Source organism: Streptomyces sp. NBC_00829, assembly GCF_045161795.1.
In the GTDB taxonomy this organism is placed as follows: Bacteria; Actinomycetota; Actinomycetes; order Streptomycetales; family Streptomycetaceae; genus Streptomyces.
Genome location: NZ_CP108867.1, coordinates 196,481 through 215,182, shown reverse-complemented (window position 1 = coordinate 215,182; position 18,702 = coordinate 196,481). Strand labels below are relative to the sequence as shown.

Sequence of the window (18,702 nt, the reverse complement as noted above, 5' to 3'; positions counted from 1 at the left end):
ATTCCCCTGCAGGCCAGGGGAATTACTGGATCCTTGACGGCGGCGTGCGGAATTCCCTCAAGGCGCCGCCAAGGGCACGTCAACGCAGGCCGGCCGTGATCCGGAAGCGCAGCCGGCAGATGACCGCGGTCGTGTCGCGGCGTATCGCGTGGGCGACGACGGAGCCGCGCTGGTTCTGCAGCAGGCGCTGCCATACGTGGGCGGGTTCGGTCTCCGGGATGAGTACGGTGATCTGGGCGTCCGGGTGGCTCTCCGCGAGCTTCTGCACGTAGGCGGAGAGCGGGCGACCCAGGGACCGGGTGGCCGACATGACTTCGGCGAGCTCCACCCCCGGATTCCACAACGTCCAGTCCCTGCGCAGGGCTTCGGAGGCTGCGCGGTCATCGGGGGCCGGATGTGTGACGGTGACGGCCAGGACGTCGTCGCCGAGGGACCGGGCCGCGGTCAGGGCCTGGCACGTCAGCCGGGACAGGCTGGACACGGGGACGATGACAAGGGAGCGCGCACGCTGCGGGGCCTGCGGGATGCGGCCCAGTTCCAGCCGCTCGCCGATCTCGCCGTAGGCGCGGTGGACCTTCTCGAAAGCGAGGACGAGCAGGGGCAGGGCGAGGACGATCAGCCAGGAACCCTCGGTCAGTTTTGTGGCGGTGACGACGACCGCCGAGACACCGGTCAGCAGGGCGCCCAGCCCATTGAGGGCTGCCTTGGCCTGCCATCCTGTGGGCCGCTGTTCGTACCAGTGGCGGACCATGCCGACCTGGCAGATCGTGAAGCCGACGAAGACCCCGATCGCGAAGAGAGGCACGAGCGTATTGGTGTTGCCGCCGGAGAAGACCAGGAGTGCGGCGGAAACGGCAGCCAGGGTGAGCACGCCGTGCCGGTGCACCTGGCGGTCGGCCTTCAGCGCGAACACGTGCGGGAGGTAGTTGTCGCGGGCGAGCAGGCTCATCAGGACCGGTAGTCCGCCGAAGGAGGTGTTCGCGGCCAGGGCGAGCAGCACCATGGTGGCGAACTGGAGGACGTAGAACGCCAGGTTGTGGCCGAAGGAGGCGTCGGCGAGCTGGGCGAGGACGGTCACGCCCTCGACCGGCTGGAGGTGGAAGCGGCCAATGAGCACCGACAGCCCGACCAGCATGACGCCGAGCAGCGCCCCGAGCGCGACCTCGGTGCGCTGGGCCCGCCGGGCCGCCGGGGCGCGGAACGACGGAACCGCATTGGCCACGGCCTCCACACCGGTGAGCGCCGAGCAGCCTGCGGCGAACGCCTTCAGCAGCAACAACGCGCCGACGGCCGTGGCGCCTTCACCGAGCGCGGACACATGTCCGGCGGCCGACGCCGTGCTGACCGGCGCGTCACGGAACAGTCCGACCACAATCATCACGAGGATCGAGCCCACGAACAGGGCGGTCGGGACGAGGAACGCCTTGGCCGAGTCGACGACTCCGCGCAGATTCACGGTCGTGACGAGGGCCAGGACGGCCAGGCAGAGCCACACCCGCTGCCCGTAGAGGGCGGGGAACGCCGACGTCAGGGCCGCGACGCCCGCGGTGATCGAGACCGCGACGTTCAGCACGTAGTCCAGGACCAGGGATGCAGCGGCGACCAGGCTGGTGCGCCGACCCAGGTGCCGCTTGGCGACCGCGTACGAGCCGCCACCGTCCGGGAACGCCGCGATCACCTGACGGTAGGAGGCCACCAGCACCGCGAGGAGCGTGGCAATAGCAACGGTGACGGGGAGCGTGAATCCCAGGCCGTACGCCCCGGCAGCGGCCAGGACGAGCACGATGGACTCAGGCCCGTAGGCGACGGACGCCATGGCGTCCAGCGACAGGGCGGACAGGCCCTGGAGCGCGGTGAGCCGGTGCCGCTCACCAGTGTCCGGCCGCTGGTCCGGGGCGTTCGCCGGCCCGGTATCAGGCGGCTCCTCGCTACGCAGGCGTCGTTCCCCGGTGCCGGGCATTCGTATGTTGATCAACATCGTCGGCGGACCTCCGTTTGGCCAAAGTGATGCCAGCGTCGGATCGCCACGGACGGCTGAAAAGCACTCTTGGCGGAATACATACGCCCGCCGCCACAGTCTTCATGCGTTCCTGACGCAGCAGCTCGGGAGGCGTATGGGCTTCGTCAAAAGGGTGCTGGAATACGCGGCTTCACTGCCGCTGCAGGGAAGGGTTGATGCGGGCGATACCCGCCCGGCAGCGGCCAATGGAGAGGGACGCTGATGAACACGGAGAACGTGGTGGGGCTGCTCGTCGCCCTGGGCCTGCTCGGCTACCTCGTGGCCGCATTGATCAAGCCCGAGAAGTTCTGAACTCACCGTGGACCCTCCGGACAGGAGGCATCACATGTCCGGCTATCGACTGCACGACCGCATCGCTCTCATAGCGGCCGTCATGGCACCGTTCCTCGTCGCACTCGCGCTCGTGCCGTTCCGAACGAGCCTCTCCGCCACCAACGCCGCCCTGGTCCTGGTGGTCGCGGTGGTGGCTGTCGCCGCCAACGGATCGCGGCCTGCCGGAGCACTGGCCGCCCTGTCGGCAGCCGCCTGGTTCGACTTCTTCCTCACCCGGCCCTACCAGCGGTTCGCCATCACCGACCGTGACGACATCGGGACCGCCGTCCTGCTCCTGATCGTCGGTCTCGTCGTCTCGCAGCTGGCCGTGCGGGTACGGCGTCTTCAGGTCACCGTGGTGACCGACGCCGCGTATCTGGCCTGTCTTCAGGACACCGCTCGCATCGCCGAGGGCGGCTCGCCACAAGACGTCGTCGAGCATGTACGGCGCGAGCTCATCGGCCTGCTCCGGCTTCGGGGCTGTCGCTTCGAGCACGGAATGCTGATGGGCCGCCCGCCGCGCTTGGAGCACGACGGCCGCGTCTGGGTCGGCCGTCGCGCCTGGGACACGGAGCGCGACGACTGGCCGCGCGGTGAGATCGAACTGCGCGCCGTCGGGGGCGGCCACTACTACGGACGCTTCATGCTCGACCCGATCCCGGGCCCCCTGCCCTCGTCGCAGGCCCGCCTCGTAGCGGCGGCTCTGGCTGCCCAGACCGGCGCTGCACTGGACACGGCCGGACTGTCACGCACGGACTGACGAGCAGCTCCCGGGTGAGCAGGAACACATCCGGCGCAAGAGACGCGTTAAAGCTTCTCCCGCGTCCGTATGGGCCGCGTCAATGCCCCTTAACCACCGGCTGGGAAGGAGGTTTGCTCATCTTCGGCCGCATGGCCGATTCCATCTCATCACTTCATCCAGGAGCTCACGATGGCCGACGTGGCCTTCGTCGTCACCACGATCGCGGTGTTCGCGCTGGTGGCGCTCATCGCCAAGGGGGTGGCGAAGCTGTGACTGCCGAGAACATCGTCGGCCTGATCGTCGCCGTCGCCCTGCTGGGCTATCTCGTCCTCGCCCTCATCAAGCCGGAGAGGTTCTGAGCACGGATATGAGCCCCGAACTCGCTGGTGCGCTCCAGTTGCTCGCGCTGATCGCCGCGCTGGCGCTGGCGTACCGTCCGCTGGGCGACTACATGGCCCGGGTCTACTCCTCCACCAAGCAACTGCGGGTGGAGAAGTGGATCTACAAGGCCGTGGGCGCCAACCCCTCCGTCGAGATGCGCTGGCCCGCCTATCTGCGCGGTGTCCTGGCGTTCTCCGCCGTGAGCGTCCTCTTCCTCTACCTGCTGCAGCGGGTCCAGGGCAGCCTGCCCGGCTCGCTCGGCTTCTCCTCGATCGACCCGGACCAGGCGTTCAACACCGCCGCGTCGTTCGTGTCGAACACGAACTGGCAGTCGTACTACGGCGAGCAGGCCATGGGCCACGTCGTACAGACCGGCGGACTGGCGGTGCAGAACTTCGTCTCGGCGGCCGTGGGCATGGCGGTCGCGGTGGCCCTGGTCCGCGGATTCGCCCGCTCCCGCACCGGTGAGCTGGGCAACTTCTGGGCCGACCTGGTCCGTGGCACCGTTCGCATCCTGCTGCCGCTCTCGGTGGTAGGCGCGATCGTGCTGGTCGCCGCGGGTGCGATCCAGAACTTTGCCGGCATCCACGAGGTCGGCCAGTTCATGGGCGGCACCCAGGAGTGGAACGGCGGCGCGGTCGCCTCCCAGGAGGCCATCAAGGAAATCGGCACCAACGGCGGCGGTTACTTCAACGCCAACTCGGCCCACCCCTTCGAGAACCCCAACGCCTTCACCAACCTCTTCGAGATCTTCCTGATCCTGCTGATCCCGTTCGCGCTGACCCGCACCTTCGGAAAGATGGTCGGCAGTGTCAAGCAGGGATACGCGATCCTCGCCACGATGGCGACCATCTGGGTCGGGTTCGTGCTGCTGATGTGGGCGACCGAGTTCGCGGGCCACGGTCCGGCGCTCGAGGCTGCGGGCGGCGCGATGGAGGGCAAGGAGACCCGCTTCGGTATCGGAGCCTCGTCGATCTTCGCCGTCTCCACCACGCTCACCTCCACGGGTGCGGTGGACTCGTTCCACTCCTCGTTCACCGGCCTCGGCGGCGGAATCACCCTGCTCGGCATGATGCTGGGCGAGATCGCACCAGGCGGAGTCGGCTCCGGCCTCTACGGCATGCTGATCATGGCGATCATCGCGGTGTTCATCGCCGGCCTGATGGTCGGCCGTACGCCCGAGTACCTCGGCAAGAAGATCGGCACCCGCGAGATCAAGCTCGCGGCCTGCTACATCCTCATCACCCCGGCGCTCGTGCTGTGCTTCACCGCCGCGGCGATGGCGCTGGACACCCCGGCGAACTCGATGACCAACTCCGGCGCGCACGGATTCTCCGAGATCCTCTACGCCTACACCTCGGGCGCCAACAACAACGGCTCCGCCTTCGCCGGCCTCAACGCGGACACCCAGTGGTTCAACACCACCATCGGTCTCGCGATGCTGCTCGGCAGATTCATCCCGATGGTGTTCGTGCTGGCACTGGCCGGCTCGCTCGCCGAGCAGAAGCCGGTCCCGGAGACCGCGGGCACCCTGCGTACCGACAAGCCGCTCTACACGGGTCTGCTGGTCGGCACCATCATGATCATCACCGGTCTGACCTACTTCCCGGCCCTGGCGCTGGGCCCGCTCGCCGAAGGACTGGCGTCATGACCACCGACGTAAAGAAGCAAGAGGACGCCATGTCCACCGTCACTGGGACCCGGGCGCCGCACAGCGACGTGCCCAGTGGTCACAAGCCTGAGGCCGGGCGCGTCGCCGGAGGTCTGTTCGACCCGACGCAGCTGGTCAGGTCCTTCCCGGACGCGATCCGCAAGCTCGACCCGCGGGTGATGATCAAGTCCCCCGTGATGTTCGTGGTCCTCGTCGGTTCCGTGGCCACCACCGCGCTGGCGCTCAAGGACCCGGGCGACTGGTTCGGCTGGGCGATCGCCGGCTGGCTGTGGCTGACCACGATCTTCGCCAACCTGGCGGAGGCGGTCGCCGAGGGCCGCGGCAAGGCGCAGGCCGACACCCTGCGCAAGGCCAAGACCGACACCGTCGCCCGACGTCTCGCCCAGGACGGCAAGACCGAGGAGCAGGTGCCGGGCACCGACCTGCGCATCGGCGACCTCGTCGTCTGCGAAGCGGGCGAGATCATCCCCGGCGACGGTGATGTCGTCGAGGGCGTGGCCTCCGTGGACGAATCCGCCATCACCGGTGAGTCGGCCCCGGTCATCCGCGAGTCCGGCGGCGACCGCTCGGCGGTGACCGGCGGCACGAAGGTGCTGTCCGACCGGATCGTCGTCAAGATCACGACGAAGCCCGGTGAGACCTTCATCGACCGGATGATCAACCTGGTCGAGGGCGCGGCGCGGCAGAAGACGCCCAACGAGATCGCGCTGAACATCCTGCTCGCCTCGCTGACCATCGTCTTCCTGCTCGCCGTCGTCACGCTGAAGCCGTTCGCGATCTACGCGGGCGCCGACGAGCAGACCTCGATGATCGTGCTCGTCGCGCTGCTGGTCTGCCTGATCCCGACCACCATCGGCGCGCTGTTGTCCGCGATCGGCATCGCCGGCATGGACCGCCTCGTGCAGCGCAATGTGCTCGCCATGTCGGGCCGCGCGGTCGAGGCCGCCGGCGACGTGTCGACGCTGCTGCTCGACAAGACCGGCACCATCACCCTCGGCAACCGCCAGGCCGCCGAGTTCGTGCCTGTGAAGGGGACGACGGCTGCCGAGCTCGCGGACGCTGCGCAGCTCTCGTCGCTGGCGGACGAGACGCCTGAGGGACGCTCCATCGTCGTACTCGCCAAGGAGAAGTACGGGCTGCGCGAGCGCCACCAGGGCGAGCTGACACACGCCACCTGGGTGCCGTTCACCGCACAGACCCGCATGTCAGGCGTCGACCTCATCGAGGCCGGCGTGGCCCGCAGGGTCCGAAAGGGTGCGGCCGGCTCGGTCATCACCTGGGTGAAGGAGCAGGGCGGAGTCATCTCCGGCGATGCCGACACTCTCGCCAACCGGATCTCCCAGGCAGGCGGCACCCCGCTGCTCGTCGCCGTCGAGGACGGCGAGGGCGCCCGGATCCTCGGCGTCATCCACCTCAAGGACGTCGTCAAGGACGGCATGCGGGAGCGGTTCGACGAGCTGCGCCGTATGGGCATCAAGACCGTCATGATCACGGGCGACAACCCGCTGACGGCCAAGGCGATCGCCGAGGAGGCCGGCGTCGACGACTTCCTCGCGGAGGCCACCCCCGAGGACAAGATGGCACTGATCAAGCGGGAGCAGGCCGGGGGCAAGCTGGTCGCGATGACCGGCGACGGTACGAACGACGCGCCCGCGCTGGCCCAGGCGGACGTCGGCGTGGCCATGAACACCGGTACTTCGGCCGCCAAGGAGGCCGGGAACATGGTGGACCTGGACTCCAACCCGACCAAGCTCATCGAGATCGTCGAGATCGGCAAGCAACTCCTCATCACCCGGGGCGCGCTGACGACCTTCTCGATCGCCAACGACGTCGCGAAGTACTTCGCGATCATCCCGGCGATGTTCGCGGTCGCCTACCCGGGCCTGGACAAGCTCAACATCATGCAGCTTGCCTCGCCGGAGTCGGCGATCCTGTCCGCGGTCATCTTCAACGCGCTGATCATCATCGCGCTTGTGCCGCTCGCACTCAAGGGCGTGCGGTACAGGCCGACCAGCGCGGACAGGATGCTCCGCCGCAACCTCGGGATCTACGGACTCGGGGGCCTGATCGCCCCGTTCATCGGCATCAAGCTCATCGACCTGCTCATCTCCCTCATCCCTGGCATTGGGTGACGACAACCATGAACAACTCCATCGGCAACGCCGCGCGGTTGATCGGGGCGGGGCTCCGTGCCCTCCTCGTCCTCACCCTGGTCTGCGGCGTCATCTACCCGCTGCTCGTCACCGGCGTGGCCCAGGGCCTGTTCCCCGGCAAGGCCAAGGGCTCAGAGATCAAGTCCGGCGGCCAGGTCGTCGGCTCCTCGCTGATCGGGCAGACCTACAACCTGCCCAAGAAGAACCCCGGCGACGCGGAGGAGGCGGCGGCCCCGGACCTGAAGTGGTTCCAGCCCCGTCCCTCCAACGGTCTGGGCAGCAATACCGTCAACACCCAGTACTCGCTGATCCTCTCCGGAGCAACGAACCGGTCGGCCGACAACGGCGCGGTCAACGGTGTGTGCCCGGCCAACGCCGAAGAGGGCACGCTCTGCGCCCAGGTTTACGCTGCCAAGGCCGCGGTGATCAAGGACAACACCACCGCCGGCTTCAAGGTCAAGCCCTCGGATGTGCCGGCCGATGCCGTCACATCCTCCGGCTCCGGCCTGGACCCGGACATCTCTCCGGAGTACGCCAAGCTCCAGGTGCACCGGGTCGCCGAGCGGAACCACCTCGACGTCAAGCAGGTCGAGAAGCTCGTCGTCGACCACACCGACGGCCGGATCCTCGGCTTCATGGGCGAGCCGACGGTGAACGTCCTGGAGCTCAACATCGCGCTCAAGGAACTGGCCAAGGCCTGATGTTGCACAGTGCAGGTAGGGGTGGTCGACCGGGCGTAGGACGTTCGCGCCCGGTCGACGCCCGCCCCTGCCGGAAACGACCGGAAGGCGGCACACCGATGAACCGGGTGCTGGTGGTGGAGGACGATCCGCAGCTCGTCCGCGCACTCAAGATCAATCTCCAGGCGCGCGAATTCGCAGTCGAAACGGCGGGCGACGGTCAGACCGCTCTCCGGGTCGTGGCCGACTACCGTCCGGACGTCGTACTCCTGGACCTCGGACTGCCAGACATGGACGGCATAGATGTGATCAAGTGCGTCCGAGGCTGGAGCCACGTACCCATCCTGGTCCTCTCTGCGCGCCACGTCTCGGAGGACAAGGTTCGGGCCCTGGACGCCGGAGCCGATGACTACGTGACCAAGCCGTTCAGCATGGACGAGCTGCTGGCCCGCCTGCGGGCTGCGACCCGGCGCCGCGATGTGCCGGCGCAATCCGACGAGGTCGTCCTGGTCGCCACCGACGAGTTCACCGTCGACCTGGCCGCGAAGAAGGTCCGGCGAAACGATCGCAACGTACGACTCACGCCGACCGAGTGGCACCTGCTGGAGATCCTGATCACCAGCCCAGGCCGCCTCATCACTCAGCGGAGGCTGCTGCAGGAAGTCTGGGGCCCCACGTACGCAGGCAACACCAACTATCTCCGGGTCTACATGGCCCAGCTGCGGCGCAAACTGGAAGCGGACCCGTCACACCCCCGGTATCTGATCACCGAGCCCGGTATGGGATACCGCTTCGAGCCGTGACGTCCCATGCCGTAAGCGGCATGGGACCACGGACAGACCTGTCGGACCACACACGAGAAGTCGGCATCATGGGACGCGGCAAGCTTCGGATCTACCTCGGCGCAGCACCAGGCGTCGGAAAGACCTACGCCATGCTTTCGGAGGCGCACCGTCGGATCGAGCGCGGCACCGACGTCGTCGTCGGCTTCGTCGAACACCATGACCGGCCACGCACCGAGGTCATGCTCCACGGCCTCGAACTCGTGCGGCGCCGCGAAATCGAGTACCGGGACAGCACCTTCACCGAAATGGACGTGGACGCTGTACTGCAACGGCGCCCCACCGTCGCCCTTGTGGACGAGCTCGCCCACACCAATGTGCCCGGCTCGCGCAACGCAAAGCGCTGGCAGGATGTGGAAGAACTGCTCCAGGCGGGCATCGACGTCATCTCCACCGTGAACATCCAGCATCTTGAATCTCTCGGTGATGTGGTCGAGTCGATAACCGGGGTGCGTCAGCGGGAGACCGTACCGGACGAGGTGGTCCGCCGTGCCGACCAGATCGAACTGGTCGACATGTCACCGCAGGCACTGCGTCGGCGGATGGCGCACGGCAACATCTACAAGCCGGACAGGGTCGACGCGGCGCTGTCGAACTACTTCCGCCCCGGCAACCTCACCGCCCTGCGTGAACTCGCCCTGCTCTGGGTGGCCGACCGGGTCGACGAGTACCTTCAGGAGTACCGGAGCGATCACAACATCCGCACCACCTGGCAGGCCCGTGAGCGGATCGTCGTCGGCCTCACCGGTGGCCCCGAGGGGCGCACGCTCATCCGCCGTGCGTCCCGGCTGGCGGAGAAGGGCGCAGGCGGCGAGGTCCTCGCGGTCTACGTCGCCCGCAGCGACGGGCTGACCTCGGCGTCGCCCAAAGAGCTGGCCGTTCAGCGCGCCCTGGTGGAGGATCTCGGCGGTACGTTCCACCACGTCATCGGCGAGGACGTGCCGCAATCCCTCCTCGAATTCGCCCGGGGGGTCAACGCCACCCAGATCGTCCTCGGCGTCAGCCGCCGCAAAGCCTGGCAGTACGTCTTCAGCCCCGGCGTCAGCGCCACGGTGGCCCGCGAGTCCGGACCGGACCTGGACGTCCACATGGTCACCCACGACGCGGCCGCCAAGGGCCGCGGACTCCCCGTCGCGCGCGGGGCCCGTCTGGGGCGCTCGCGCATCATCTGGGGCTGGCTCGTAGGCGTCGTGGGACCGGCGCTGCTCACCCTGATGCTCAACACAGCGCTGCCCGACCTCGGTCTGGCCAACGACATGCTGCTCTTCCTCACCTGCACGGTGGCGGCAGCGCTCCTGGGCGGTCTGCTGCCCGCGCTTGCATCGGCGGCGGTCGGCTCCCTGCTCCTCAACTACTATTTCACTCCGCCGCTGCACCAGTTGACCATCGCCGACCCCAAGAACATCGTGGCCATCGCGATCTTCGTCAGCGTGGCTGTCTCCGTGGCCTCCGTCGTCGACCTCGCCGCGCGCCGCACCCATCAAGCGGCCCGGCTGCGAGCCGAGTCCGAGGCACTCTCCTTCCTCGCCGGCAGCGTCCTTCGCGGCGAGGACTCCCTTGACGCTCTGCTCGAGCGCCTCCGTGAGACCTTTGCCATGGACTCCGTGGCCCTGTTGGAGCGCGCGAGCGAAGTGGACGCCTGGTCGACGACCGCCGCAGTGGGCACCCATCCGGTCACGCGGCCGGATGACGCGGATGTCGACATGCCCGTCAACGACACCTTGGCACTTGCCCTGTCGGGCCGGGCGCTCCCCGCCGAGGACCGCCGTGTCCTCGGCGCCTTCGCCGCCCAGGCCGCCGTCGTACTCGACCGTCAGCGGCTCGTCGGTGAGGCGACGAAGGCCCGCGAACTGGCCGAGGGCAATCAGATCCGCACGGCTCTGCTCGCCGCCGTCAGCCATGACCTGCGCACCCCTCTCGCCGGGATCAAGGCCGCCGTCACCTCGCTCCGCTCCGACGACGTCGAATGGTCCGAGACGGACCAGAACGAGCTTCTCGCAGGAATCGAGGAGGGCGCCGACCGCCTCGACCACCTCGTGGGCAACCTCCTGGACATGTCCCGCCTCCAGACCGGAACGGTCACCCCGCTCATCCGGGAGACCGACCTCGACGAAGTCGTCCCGATGGCGCTGGGCGGCGTGCCGGAGGGGAGCGTCGACCTCGACATCCCCGAGACCCTTCCGATGGTCGCCGTCGACCGCGGACTGCTCGAACGAGCCGTCGCCAACATCGTCGAGAACGCCGTCAAATACAGCCCCGAAGGCCAGGCCGTCCACGTCTCCGCCAGCGCCCTCGCCAACCGCGTCGAACTGCGGGTCGTCGACCGGGGCCCTGGCGTGCCCGACGAAGCCAAGGACAGCATCTTCGAGCCCTTCCAGCGCTACGGCGACGCTCCCCGTGGTGCCGGAGTCGGTCTCGGACTCGCAGTGGCACGCGGCTTCATCGAGGCGATCGGCGGGACTCTGACCGCGGAGGACACGCCCGGCGGGGGCCTCACGATGACTGTCACCCTGCCGACCACCGGCGACTCACGGCCGTCCGCAACCAAGCTCCCCGCGTCGACCGTCACATGACGGGCCCACCGGGGCGGGCAGCGCTGCTGTTCTGTCTGACCGACCATGCGCCCGGTGGGGGACGGGTCCTGGTGAACCGATGAGACCGGGACGACGCTGAGCCGCCTGCCCGGGACGAGCTCGAAGTGATCGCGCACTCCCTGCGCACCGATAGGACAGAACGGACATCCCGGCTGGCACACCGCATCTCCAGCGCGCCCCACCGCCGCCGAGCGTACGGCTGCGTATGGCGCGAGGACGATGTGCCTCACCTGCGCTCTTGCGGTGGTCTGGGAAGATGACGACGGCGGCCGACCCCACTGACGCTGGGGTCGGCCGCCGTCTTCTAAGGCCGTAGGGCACGGCCGGTGCTGCGTCAGGCCAGGTGGTCGAAGGCTCCAGCCCTTGCGCCGGACAGGAGGGCCGCGATCTCGCTGCGGGTGTAGACGAGCGGGGCCTGCTCGGGGCGCTTGGAGTCGCGCATGGCGGTGAGGTCGCCGATCACGCCGAACTCGACGCAGTTGTCGTTGCCCCCGCTGATGGGGATTCAGCGCGGCGCCGTGTTACCGGGGTGCCGGAGGCGATCGGGCACCGGGAGAAGTGGCGGCTCGCGCTGGACACACTGGACGAGCTGGCCGGATGGGGTCTGACCCCACCGGTGGTGGTGGCCGACGCCGGATATGGCCAGAACGCCGACTTCCGCCACGCGCTGGCTGGCCGGGACATCCCCTACGTGGCCGGCATCCGTGGGGATCTGGCTGTCCAGCCCGGCAACGCGGCCCCCATCGCTCCGCCCTGGCCGGGCAACGGTCGCAAACTCCAGCTCCGCTGCCGGCAGCCGCCCGTGGCGGTGGCGGAACTGGCGACCGACGCCGGAGCGGCGGCCTGTCGCGAGGTGACCTGGCGAGAAGGCTCACGCGGCCCGATGACCTCCCGCTTCCTGGCAGTGCGCCCCCGCCCGGCAGGCGTGCGCCCCCGCCGCCTGGCCCAGGCCGCCGCGGTCGCCGAACACGGCCAGTGGGACGGTGTCCTGCCCGACGTGTGGCTCCTGGCCGAATGGCCCGACAGCGACAGCGAGCCGACCCGGTTCTGGCTGTCCGGCCTGCCCGATGACACCCCCATCACAGAACTGGTCCGCCTGGCAAAGATCCGCTGGCGCATCGAGCACGACTACCGCGAACTCAAGCACGGCCTGGGCCTGGACCACTTCGAAGGCCGATCGTGGAACCGCTGGCACCACCACGCCACCTGGCCACCGCCGCCCACGCCTTCCTCACCGAGCAGCGGCTGTCCCCAAGCCGGCACACCGGACTCACCCTCTACCAGATCATCGATGTCCCGTACGCAGCCTGAGCAGCCGACACGCAGCCGCGTGGCCCCCTCGGCGTCCAAGCTGCAGCACCCCCGGCCCGGCATCGTCTCCCGAGAAGCCGCCAGTATCGCTGACCCCCTTCTGCGCCTGCCGCCCATCGAGCGCCGCAACGCCTTCAAGCAGCACTTCACGCCCCGCGAGCGAGCCTTCGTCATGACGGAGGTCGAACGCGCGACAGGCTCCTTGTACGGCCTGTGGCGCGACACTCCATCGGGATTCGTCGAAGATGTCCTCGGCGAATCGCTGTGGTCGAAGCAGCGCGCCGTCCTCGACGCGATCGTCGACCACACCCGCGTCGCAGTCCCTGCCGGATTCGGCGTCGGCAAGACCCATCTCGCCGCACGCGCCGCGGTCTGGTTCACCAACGTCTATCCAGTCGGCACTGCCCTGTGCATCACCACTGCCACCCGGTTCCGCCAGGTGCAGCGGCAGCTCTGGCCGCACATCCGCAAGGTCGTGCCACGCGCCGGCCTGCCGGGCGACTGCGACACCGTCCAGTACAAGATGCCCACCCCTCAAGGCCACGACTTCGTTGCCGCGTACGGCTTCTCCGCGCCCGCAAACGATGAGGCGGCGATGCAGGAAATCCATATGGCCCACATTCTGCTCATCGTCGACGAGGCAGGCGGTATCGCCCCGACGATCGGCCACGGCACCAACAACCTGCTCACTGGCGGCCACGCGGCGATGCTTGCCATCGGCAACCCCGCGATGGACGACCCATCCAGCTGGTTCGAGGAACTGTGCATCGAGGGCGACAACCCGAGCGAGCCAAGCACCGTCACCATCCCGATCTCCTCACTCGACTCCCCGGCCATCACCCGCGAACGGGTGCCGTTCTGCACGGACTGCCCGGAGGACCCCAACGACCTCCACACCCTGGCCCGGCACTTGCGCGGGTTACGTGGGGGCGTGACGGCTGTCGTGGGCCGGCCCAGCGAAACCTCATCGCGCGTATGCGCGAGCACAGGATAGTCGGCCGAACTGCCGGTCCGGCCGAGGCAACGGCCGACTCGTAGTTCGTTGACGACCCGCAGGAGAAGGCCCCGACAGTATGCACACTGCCGGGGCCGTCAACACGTTTGACCAGGCCGGGCACACGAACCTTACGCAGCCGCCAGGACGTCGAAGACGAAGACGAGGGTGGAGTCAGCCGGGATGCCTTTGAGAGCCTGGGTTCCGTAGCCCAGATCTGGCGGGACGACAAGCAGTACCCGGCTGCCTACCGTCGTCCCGACCAATCCCTTGTCCCATCCCTCGAGGACGTTCCCGCGGCCGATCACCACGCTGGCAGGGCCGCGTTGAGACTCTGTCGAGTCGAAGAGCTCCGCCTTGTCCTTGCCGCGGTTGGCCTTCCAGACCGCGAGAGAGTACTGAAGTACCACCGTCTGGCCCGCCTTGACAGTGGCCCCCGAGCCGTCGATCAGAGTTCTCGAGACTAGGCCCTTGGGCGGGGCGGTGTCGGGCACGGCGATCGTGGCGGCTGGACGGCCGACCTGAACCTGAGGCAGGTTCTCGGGCACTGCACGCTGCCGCCCAGTGACGACGGAATCAGCGGCGATGACCTTCGCGACGTCGACGACAAAGACGACTGTGTCGGTGGCTGAGACGCCCAGCCCGGGATTGCCTGTCGTGCCATAGGCGGCTGCCGGCGGGGCCACCACCAGTACCAGGCTGCCGACCCGCTGCCCCTGAACGGCGCGGTCCAACGCCGGTATCACCGCCCCGCGGCCTACAGAGAAGACCTTCGGCCAGGACGGCAACCGCCAGTACCCCAGCCAGCCCTCAGGCTCTCCCCGCCCCAGAACGACGGAGGACCCCACCTCGGGGGCGGCAGGATCCTCCGCCGTGTTCGGGTCAGTGCTGGGGGCGGACGACGCGGTAGCTGACGCCGCGCTGGGTGCGCACCGAGATGATGTCGTGCTTGATGGAGAATCCGACGGTACGGCCGTTCGCGCCGGTCACCGTCGGACGGTTTTCACCGGGCCAGGGGTTTCTCAGCCGCAGAGTGCCGCCGACTCTGCTGGTGACCTGGACGTAGGCGACGGCGCCGTCGGTCAGTGCCGCAGAGACTTCGAAGGCCCCAGGCAGCAGCAGCCGGTCGAAGGACGCGTCCTGGTCGAGCGGCCAGACCGGGAAGAGCACCATCGTGCCGTCGAAGCTCTGCACGAGCATACTGTGCACCGCTTCGGTGGAGCCGGACTTCTCAATCCCGTGGTACGGGTCGGCTATGCGCAGATTCGGCGCCACCGTCCGCTGGATGATGTCCTCGAAGTGCTGGATGAGAGAGGCGGCCGGGTAGCCGACCCGGGCGGCCTGGGTGAAGACCTTCGGGAAGCTGTTGTTCTGCCCCCAGGAGTTCATCACGTCCACCGTGTCCACCGCGATCTTCCGTTCGGCCGCTGGAGAGGTGATGCCCAGCGCTTCGGCGGGGTGGATGAACTCCAGGTTCACCGTGTTGTCTCCGGGCCGGATGTCGCGGGTGTCCTCGCCCTGCATCGTGCCCGGCTCGACCAGCGAGTAGACCGGCACACCCTTGTAGACGGTGGTCGGCTGCGCCGGCAGACGATCCAGAAGGCGCTGCCACGTACGCCGTTCGGCGGCGTGGGTGTCCAGCTCGTGGCTCGCCTCGACAAGGGTGCGCAGGGTCTGCTTGAGCATGCCGATGTCCGGGGAGGAGTTCTTGCCCCATGTACCCTCGTGCGGGCCGCTCCACATCTCGTACCGCCCTGAACCGGCGTTCCACTCCAACCAGTTCTGGAAGAACGCCGCCACCAGCTTCAGATAGGGATACGCCTTGTCGCGCAGGAAGGTCCGGTCGCGGGTGTACTCCCAGTACGCGCAGAACTGTGTGGCTGCGAACAGAGAATCGGAGACCTGCTGGAGGTAGTTGTCGTCGGTAGTCGAACCGTACGGACCGATGCCAACCGGGAAGAGCACACCGTCGGGCATGCCTCCGCTCGGGAACCGCTTCGCCACGTAGTCGGACTTCACCCGGGACAAGTCCTGGCGGGCCCTGCGCCGTGCTTCGGGCACGTAGTCGAGGATGACATCGTAGAAGGGCAGCGCCAACTCGGGCCGGTTACTGGAGTAGACGCCGTAGAACGGGGCCATGGCGTTGTAGTTCAGGTGGAAGTCGCCATGCCACCCTGCCTGGTCCGTGGTGGTCCAGACGCCGTAGAGGCCGGGGGCGACCTTGCCCGGACGGCTAGCCGAGCCGATGAAGTACTGTGCGGCGTAGTAGTATCGCTCCAGCACCGGTCGGCCGATGTCAATGCTAGAGGCCAGCCAGTACCGCTTCCACCAGTCGACGTGGCGGTCACGGAGTTCGGCCATGCCGGAGGCGCACACGGAGCGGACCGCCCGGACAGCGGAGGCATGCACACCGGTGGGGTTCTGTCCTCCGCCGGAGACAGCGGTGACAATCGTGGCGGTGCGGCCAGGGGCGAGGGTGAACACGGTGCTCGCGGTGGCTCCGGAGGACGTGGGCGACTTCGTAGTGGCGCCGAGGACCCGCGTGGCCAGCGCCCCGGTCGAGACCCAGCTGGCGCCGGGCGCGGTGGAGCGCTGCGCCCAGGCTGTGCCACCGCTGACGCCGGAGGTGGCCGGGTAGGCGGGGTTGGCTCCGCCGCCGGCGCCGGCCCAGGTCTGCGCGACGAGTTCCACTGGCTGCGAGCCGCGCGAAGTCACCGTGGTGACCAGGAGGTTCTTCTCGGCGGACAGCCACGTCTCCAGCTTCAGCGGGACGCCACCCATCACCACCGCGGTGGTGATTCGGGCGTCGAGGATGTGCTGGACCTCATGGAAGGGATCCCTGTCGGAGGGGCCCTGGCCCTGTGCGCTCTTCGGCTGCGCGAAGAGCTGGATCTGGCCGATGCGCGCGCGGGGGTTCCGGAGGGAGTCGTCCGTGGTGCCCTGGGTCGGTTCGGTGATGTACAGACGCACATAGCGCGTGGTCAGCAGGGTGGCGAGGTCGCGGTCGATGACAGCATCGGTGTTGCCGGTGATGGTCTGCACATCGGTCCAGTTGGAGCCGTTGGCGCTGGTCTGGATCTTGAGGTCCTTGGTTGTGTGGTCCTCGTTGCCGGGGCGGGCGGCCTCGTCGTTGCGGATGATGAAGCGGGCGATGGTTTGCTGGGTGCCGAGGTCGAGGGCGATCCACTGCGGTTTGCCGATGCTGGAGACCCAGCCCTCGTATCCGGCCGTCCACTGGTCGTTAACGGCCCGGTTGGGGGTGTTGGATCCCTCCACCGAGCTTGCGGTCGCGGTGGCGCCCAGCGCGAGGTCCGCATTCGGCGGCGGCGTGGCGGACTTCAGGGTCACGCCGCCGATCGGCAAGGGCCGGGGCTCGGGGTTGGCGTTCCAGAAGTCGCTCTTGGAGATGTAGAACGTCTTCTCTCCAGTGCGGCCACCGGAGGTGACACCGACGTCGCCGTTGCCGAGCAGGGCGGTGTTGGGCATCGTGGTGGAAATCGCGCCCCGGTAGGTCTCGTCCGTCCACTCGCCCGTGATCTTTGAGAGCTTGTCCCGCAGCCGCTGCCAGCGCTGGGCATTCGTGAGCGGCCCAGCGAGTGTGGCCGGGCGGTCTCCGGTGGACTCCGCGAGTGCCGGCGCCGGGATTGCTGTCAGCGCGGTCGCGCCGGCCATGGCCACTGCTCCGGTGAGAACGGTTCTCCTGTCGGGGCGCCGCGCGCCCGCGTGCTGATGTGTCATCTGCCTCTCCTTTGAGGGTGGGGAAGCCGCGGTGCCGGTAGTGGCACGAGGCGATGTCTGAAACGAGTGGACAGCGTTGTTTGGGATAGTCATGCCGCCACGGCGACGGGGACCGTGTGGACGGCGAGGCCGGGGCCGTCAAGGCCGGCCGGGCCGCCGTTGTGCGGGAGGAGGAATCTGCCTGTCCTGGGGGAGGGGCATCCGGATGCCGACTCTGCGCACGGAGATCGGACACGCAGAGGACGATGCCGGGACCGGGGTGGGAGAGCGCGCGCCGTTCGGGCCCGCCGAGCCGGTGGCGGGTCAGGTGGAACCGGGGCGCGGGGGCGGGGTGGCTCTCGCCGCCGTTCGCGAGGGGCTCCGGGCCGCGCGGCTCAGGACGGGTGAGATGGAAGTCGGTGGTCGCGACAAGCCGGCGACGTCGACGTATTTCGGGGTGGGGCCGCCGCGTTGCACGTTGTCCGAGTCGACCGTGATCTCGATACGCAGGTGCCGTGTAGGTGGACGTGGATGATGCGTCCGGCCAGGTGGAGAGCCTGCCCCAGCTGGAACTCCAAAGGATTGGGCAGCATCGAGGCGACGACGCCCATGTCGTCCGGGGACGCCTGGGTGAGCTCGCCGTCCAGGCACCGCGAAGGTCGGTGCGTGGCGGCAGCGGTGCGGACTGCGCGGTTCGTGGGGGGCGAGACCGGCGGCTTCCTCCCGGGCGTCCCCGGCGACGGCCTGTTCCGTCTCGGGGTTGACCTGGAGTGAGAGCGGGTGCTTGACCGCCAGGACCTTGAGCAGGAATGGCAGTCGTGGGCGGTCAGGGCCGAGTGGCAGGGCGGTATCGGATTCGACGAGGTTGAGGGGAGTTCTGTCAGTGCCGTTGCCGAAGGCGGACGGATCCGACGGGTAGGCCGCGGTCCGCATCGGGGCGTCGGTGGTCTTGCCGCTGGTCAGATTGACGGTCGGTGACATCCACGCGTGCTGGTACCGCTGGACGATGCGCGGCGCGTGGCCGGCGGTGGCGGTGTCGACGAGGGCGGACGCAGTGGTGGTCGACCGCGCCGTGACCATCGCCGCGACGGTGGCCGCGCTGTCGGTCCGTCTCAGCCGTCGCGGGCTCGGTCGTGCGGTCATGTTGCCTCCCTGAGGATTCGGTCTCGGCCTCCGTGCGATGTCGGCCGCGGCGGCCCCGCGTTGTTCGATGTGGTTCCGCAGGGCCTGCGGAAGGGGCGGATGGTGTGCGGTCGGCATGGGTGAGGGTCGGCGAGGGCGCGT

Annotated in this window: 14 protein-coding genes and 1 pseudogene; 10 read left to right on the top strand and 5 right to left on the bottom strand. The window is 68.5% G+C overall.

Annotated features, from left to right (window positions below):
- Positions 1 to 79: 79 nt before the first annotated feature.
- Positions 80 to 1,960, bottom strand: coding sequence for an APC family permease (locus OG293_RS00870; protein ID WP_406003469.1), 1,881 nt, complete (start codon positions 1,958 to 1,960; stop codon positions 80 to 82).
- A gap of 261 nt (positions 1,961 to 2,221) precedes the next feature.
- On the opposite strand from OG293_RS00870, the gene kdpF (OG293_RS00865) reads away from it, so the two are divergent.
- The 8 genes from kdpF (OG293_RS00865) to OG293_RS00830 all read left to right on the top strand — a co-directional run bounded on the left by kdpF (OG293_RS00865) (position 2,222) and on the right by OG293_RS00830 (position 11,375).
- On the top strand, positions 2,222 to 2,311 hold the full coding sequence (kdpF, locus tag OG293_RS00865; protein ID WP_405996792.1) for a K(+)-transporting ATPase subunit F: 90 nt from the start codon (positions 2,222 to 2,224) through the stop codon (positions 2,309 to 2,311).
- Positions 2,312 to 2,345: 34 nt separating this feature from the next.
- Positions 2,346 to 3,092, top strand: coding sequence for a DUF4118 domain-containing protein (locus OG293_RS00860; protein WP_405996791.1), 747 nt, complete (start codon positions 2,346 to 2,348; stop codon positions 3,090 to 3,092).
- Between the two features lie 251 nt (positions 3,093 to 3,343).
- The gene (kdpF, locus tag OG293_RS00855; protein ID WP_405996790.1) at positions 3,344 to 3,433 is read left to right on the top strand and encodes a K(+)-transporting ATPase subunit F; all 90 of its coding nucleotides are present in this window, start codon (positions 3,344 to 3,346) and stop codon (positions 3,431 to 3,433) included.
- 8 nt (positions 3,434 to 3,441) lie between these two features.
- Complete coding sequence (kdpA, locus tag OG293_RS00850) at positions 3,442 to 5,106, top strand: potassium-transporting ATPase subunit KdpA (RefSeq protein ID WP_405996789.1); 1,665 nt, start codon at positions 3,442 to 3,444, stop codon at positions 5,104 to 5,106.
- On the top strand, positions 5,103 to 7,259 hold the full coding sequence (gene kdpB, locus OG293_RS00845) for a potassium-transporting ATPase subunit KdpB (protein WP_405996788.1): 2,157 nt from the start codon (positions 5,103 to 5,105) through the stop codon (positions 7,257 to 7,259). The genes kdpA and kdpB overlap by 4 nt, the downstream gene beginning before the upstream one ends.
- Positions 7,260 to 7,267: 8 nt before the next feature.
- Positions 7,268 to 7,981, top strand: coding sequence for a potassium-transporting ATPase subunit C (locus OG293_RS00840; protein WP_405996787.1), 714 nt, complete (start codon positions 7,268 to 7,270; stop codon positions 7,979 to 7,981).
- A gap of 98 nt (positions 7,982 to 8,079) precedes the next feature.
- Complete coding sequence (locus tag OG293_RS00835) at positions 8,080 to 8,763, top strand: response regulator (protein WP_405996786.1); 684 nt, start codon at positions 8,080 to 8,082, stop codon at positions 8,761 to 8,763.
- A gap of 68 nt (positions 8,764 to 8,831) precedes the next feature.
- Positions 8,832 to 11,375, top strand: coding sequence for an ATP-binding protein (locus OG293_RS00830; protein WP_406003468.1), 2,544 nt, complete (start codon positions 8,832 to 8,834; stop codon positions 11,373 to 11,375).
- Between the two features lie 355 nt (positions 11,376 to 11,730).
- Here OG293_RS00830 and OG293_RS00825 read toward each other — a convergent pair whose 3' ends face one another.
- Complete coding sequence (locus OG293_RS00825; RefSeq protein ID WP_406003467.1) at positions 11,731 to 11,895, bottom strand: DUF397 domain-containing protein; 165 nt, start codon at positions 11,893 to 11,895, stop codon at positions 11,731 to 11,733.
- A 3-nt stretch (positions 11,896 to 11,898) separates the two neighbouring features.
- On the opposite strand from OG293_RS00825, the pseudogene OG293_RS00820 reads away from it, so the two are divergent.
- A pseudogene (locus OG293_RS00820) lies at positions 11,899 to 12,699 on the top strand (IS701 family transposase); the annotation flags it as partial.
- 1,133 nt (positions 12,700 to 13,832) lie between these two features.
- On the opposite strand, the gene OG293_RS00815 reads toward OG293_RS00820, so the two are convergent.
- The 3 genes from OG293_RS00815 to OG293_RS00805 all read right to left on the bottom strand — a co-directional run bounded on the left by OG293_RS00815 (position 13,833) and on the right by OG293_RS00805 (position 18,351).
- On the bottom strand, positions 13,833 to 14,549 hold the full coding sequence (locus tag OG293_RS00815; RefSeq protein WP_405996785.1) for an FKBP-type peptidyl-prolyl cis-trans isomerase: 717 nt from the start codon (positions 14,547 to 14,549) through the stop codon (positions 13,833 to 13,835).
- A gap of 34 nt (positions 14,550 to 14,583) precedes the next feature.
- Positions 14,584 to 17,439, bottom strand: coding sequence for a glycosyl hydrolase family 95 catalytic domain-containing protein (locus tag OG293_RS00810; RefSeq protein ID WP_405996784.1), 2,856 nt, complete (start codon positions 17,437 to 17,439; stop codon positions 14,584 to 14,586).
- Positions 17,440 to 17,742: 303 nt separating this feature from the next.
- Positions 17,743 to 18,351: a type I phosphomannose isomerase catalytic subunit gene (locus tag OG293_RS00805; RefSeq protein WP_406003466.1), complete on the bottom strand. Its 609-nt coding sequence runs from the start codon at positions 18,349 to 18,351 to the stop codon at positions 17,743 to 17,745.
- 10 nt (positions 18,352 to 18,361) lie between these two features.
- On the opposite strand from OG293_RS00805, the gene OG293_RS00800 reads away from it, so the two are divergent.
- Entirely contained in the window at positions 18,362 to 18,574 is a 213-nt protein-coding gene (locus tag OG293_RS00800) for a hypothetical protein (protein ID WP_406003845.1), read from the top strand.
- The last annotated feature ends 128 nt before the right edge of the window (positions 18,575 to 18,702 follow it).

Bases quoted from the DNA above. Each gene is read 5' to 3' on its own strand.
- OG293_RS00870 (WP_406003469.1), bottom strand. From the start codon at position 1,960: ATGCCCGGCACCGGGGAACGACGCCTGCGTAGCGAGGAGCCGCCTGAT.
- kdpF (WP_405996792.1), top strand. From the start codon at position 2,222: ATGAACACGGAGAACGTGGTGGGGCTGCTCGTCGCCCTGGGCCTGCTC.
- OG293_RS00860 (WP_405996791.1), top strand. From the start codon at position 2,346: ATGTCCGGCTATCGACTGCACGACCGCATCGCTCTCATAGCGGCCGTC.
- kdpA (WP_405996789.1), top strand. From the start codon at position 3,442: ATGAGCCCCGAACTCGCTGGTGCGCTCCAGTTGCTCGCGCTGATCGCC.
- kdpB (WP_405996788.1), top strand. From the start codon at position 5,103: ATGACCACCGACGTAAAGAAGCAAGAGGACGCCATGTCCACCGTCACT.
- OG293_RS00840 (WP_405996787.1), top strand. From the start codon at position 7,268: ATGAACAACTCCATCGGCAACGCCGCGCGGTTGATCGGGGCGGGGCTC.
- OG293_RS00835 (WP_405996786.1), top strand. From the start codon at position 8,080: ATGAACCGGGTGCTGGTGGTGGAGGACGATCCGCAGCTCGTCCGCGCA.
- OG293_RS00830 (WP_406003468.1), top strand. From the start codon at position 8,832: ATGGGACGCGGCAAGCTTCGGATCTACCTCGGCGCAGCACCAGGCGTC.
- OG293_RS00810 (WP_405996784.1), bottom strand. From the start codon at position 17,439: ATGACACATCAGCACGCGGGCGCGCGGCGCCCCGACAGGAGAACCGTT.
- OG293_RS00805 (WP_406003466.1), bottom strand. From the start codon at position 18,351: ATGCGGACCGCGGCCTACCCGTCGGATCCGTCCGCCTTCGGCAACGGC.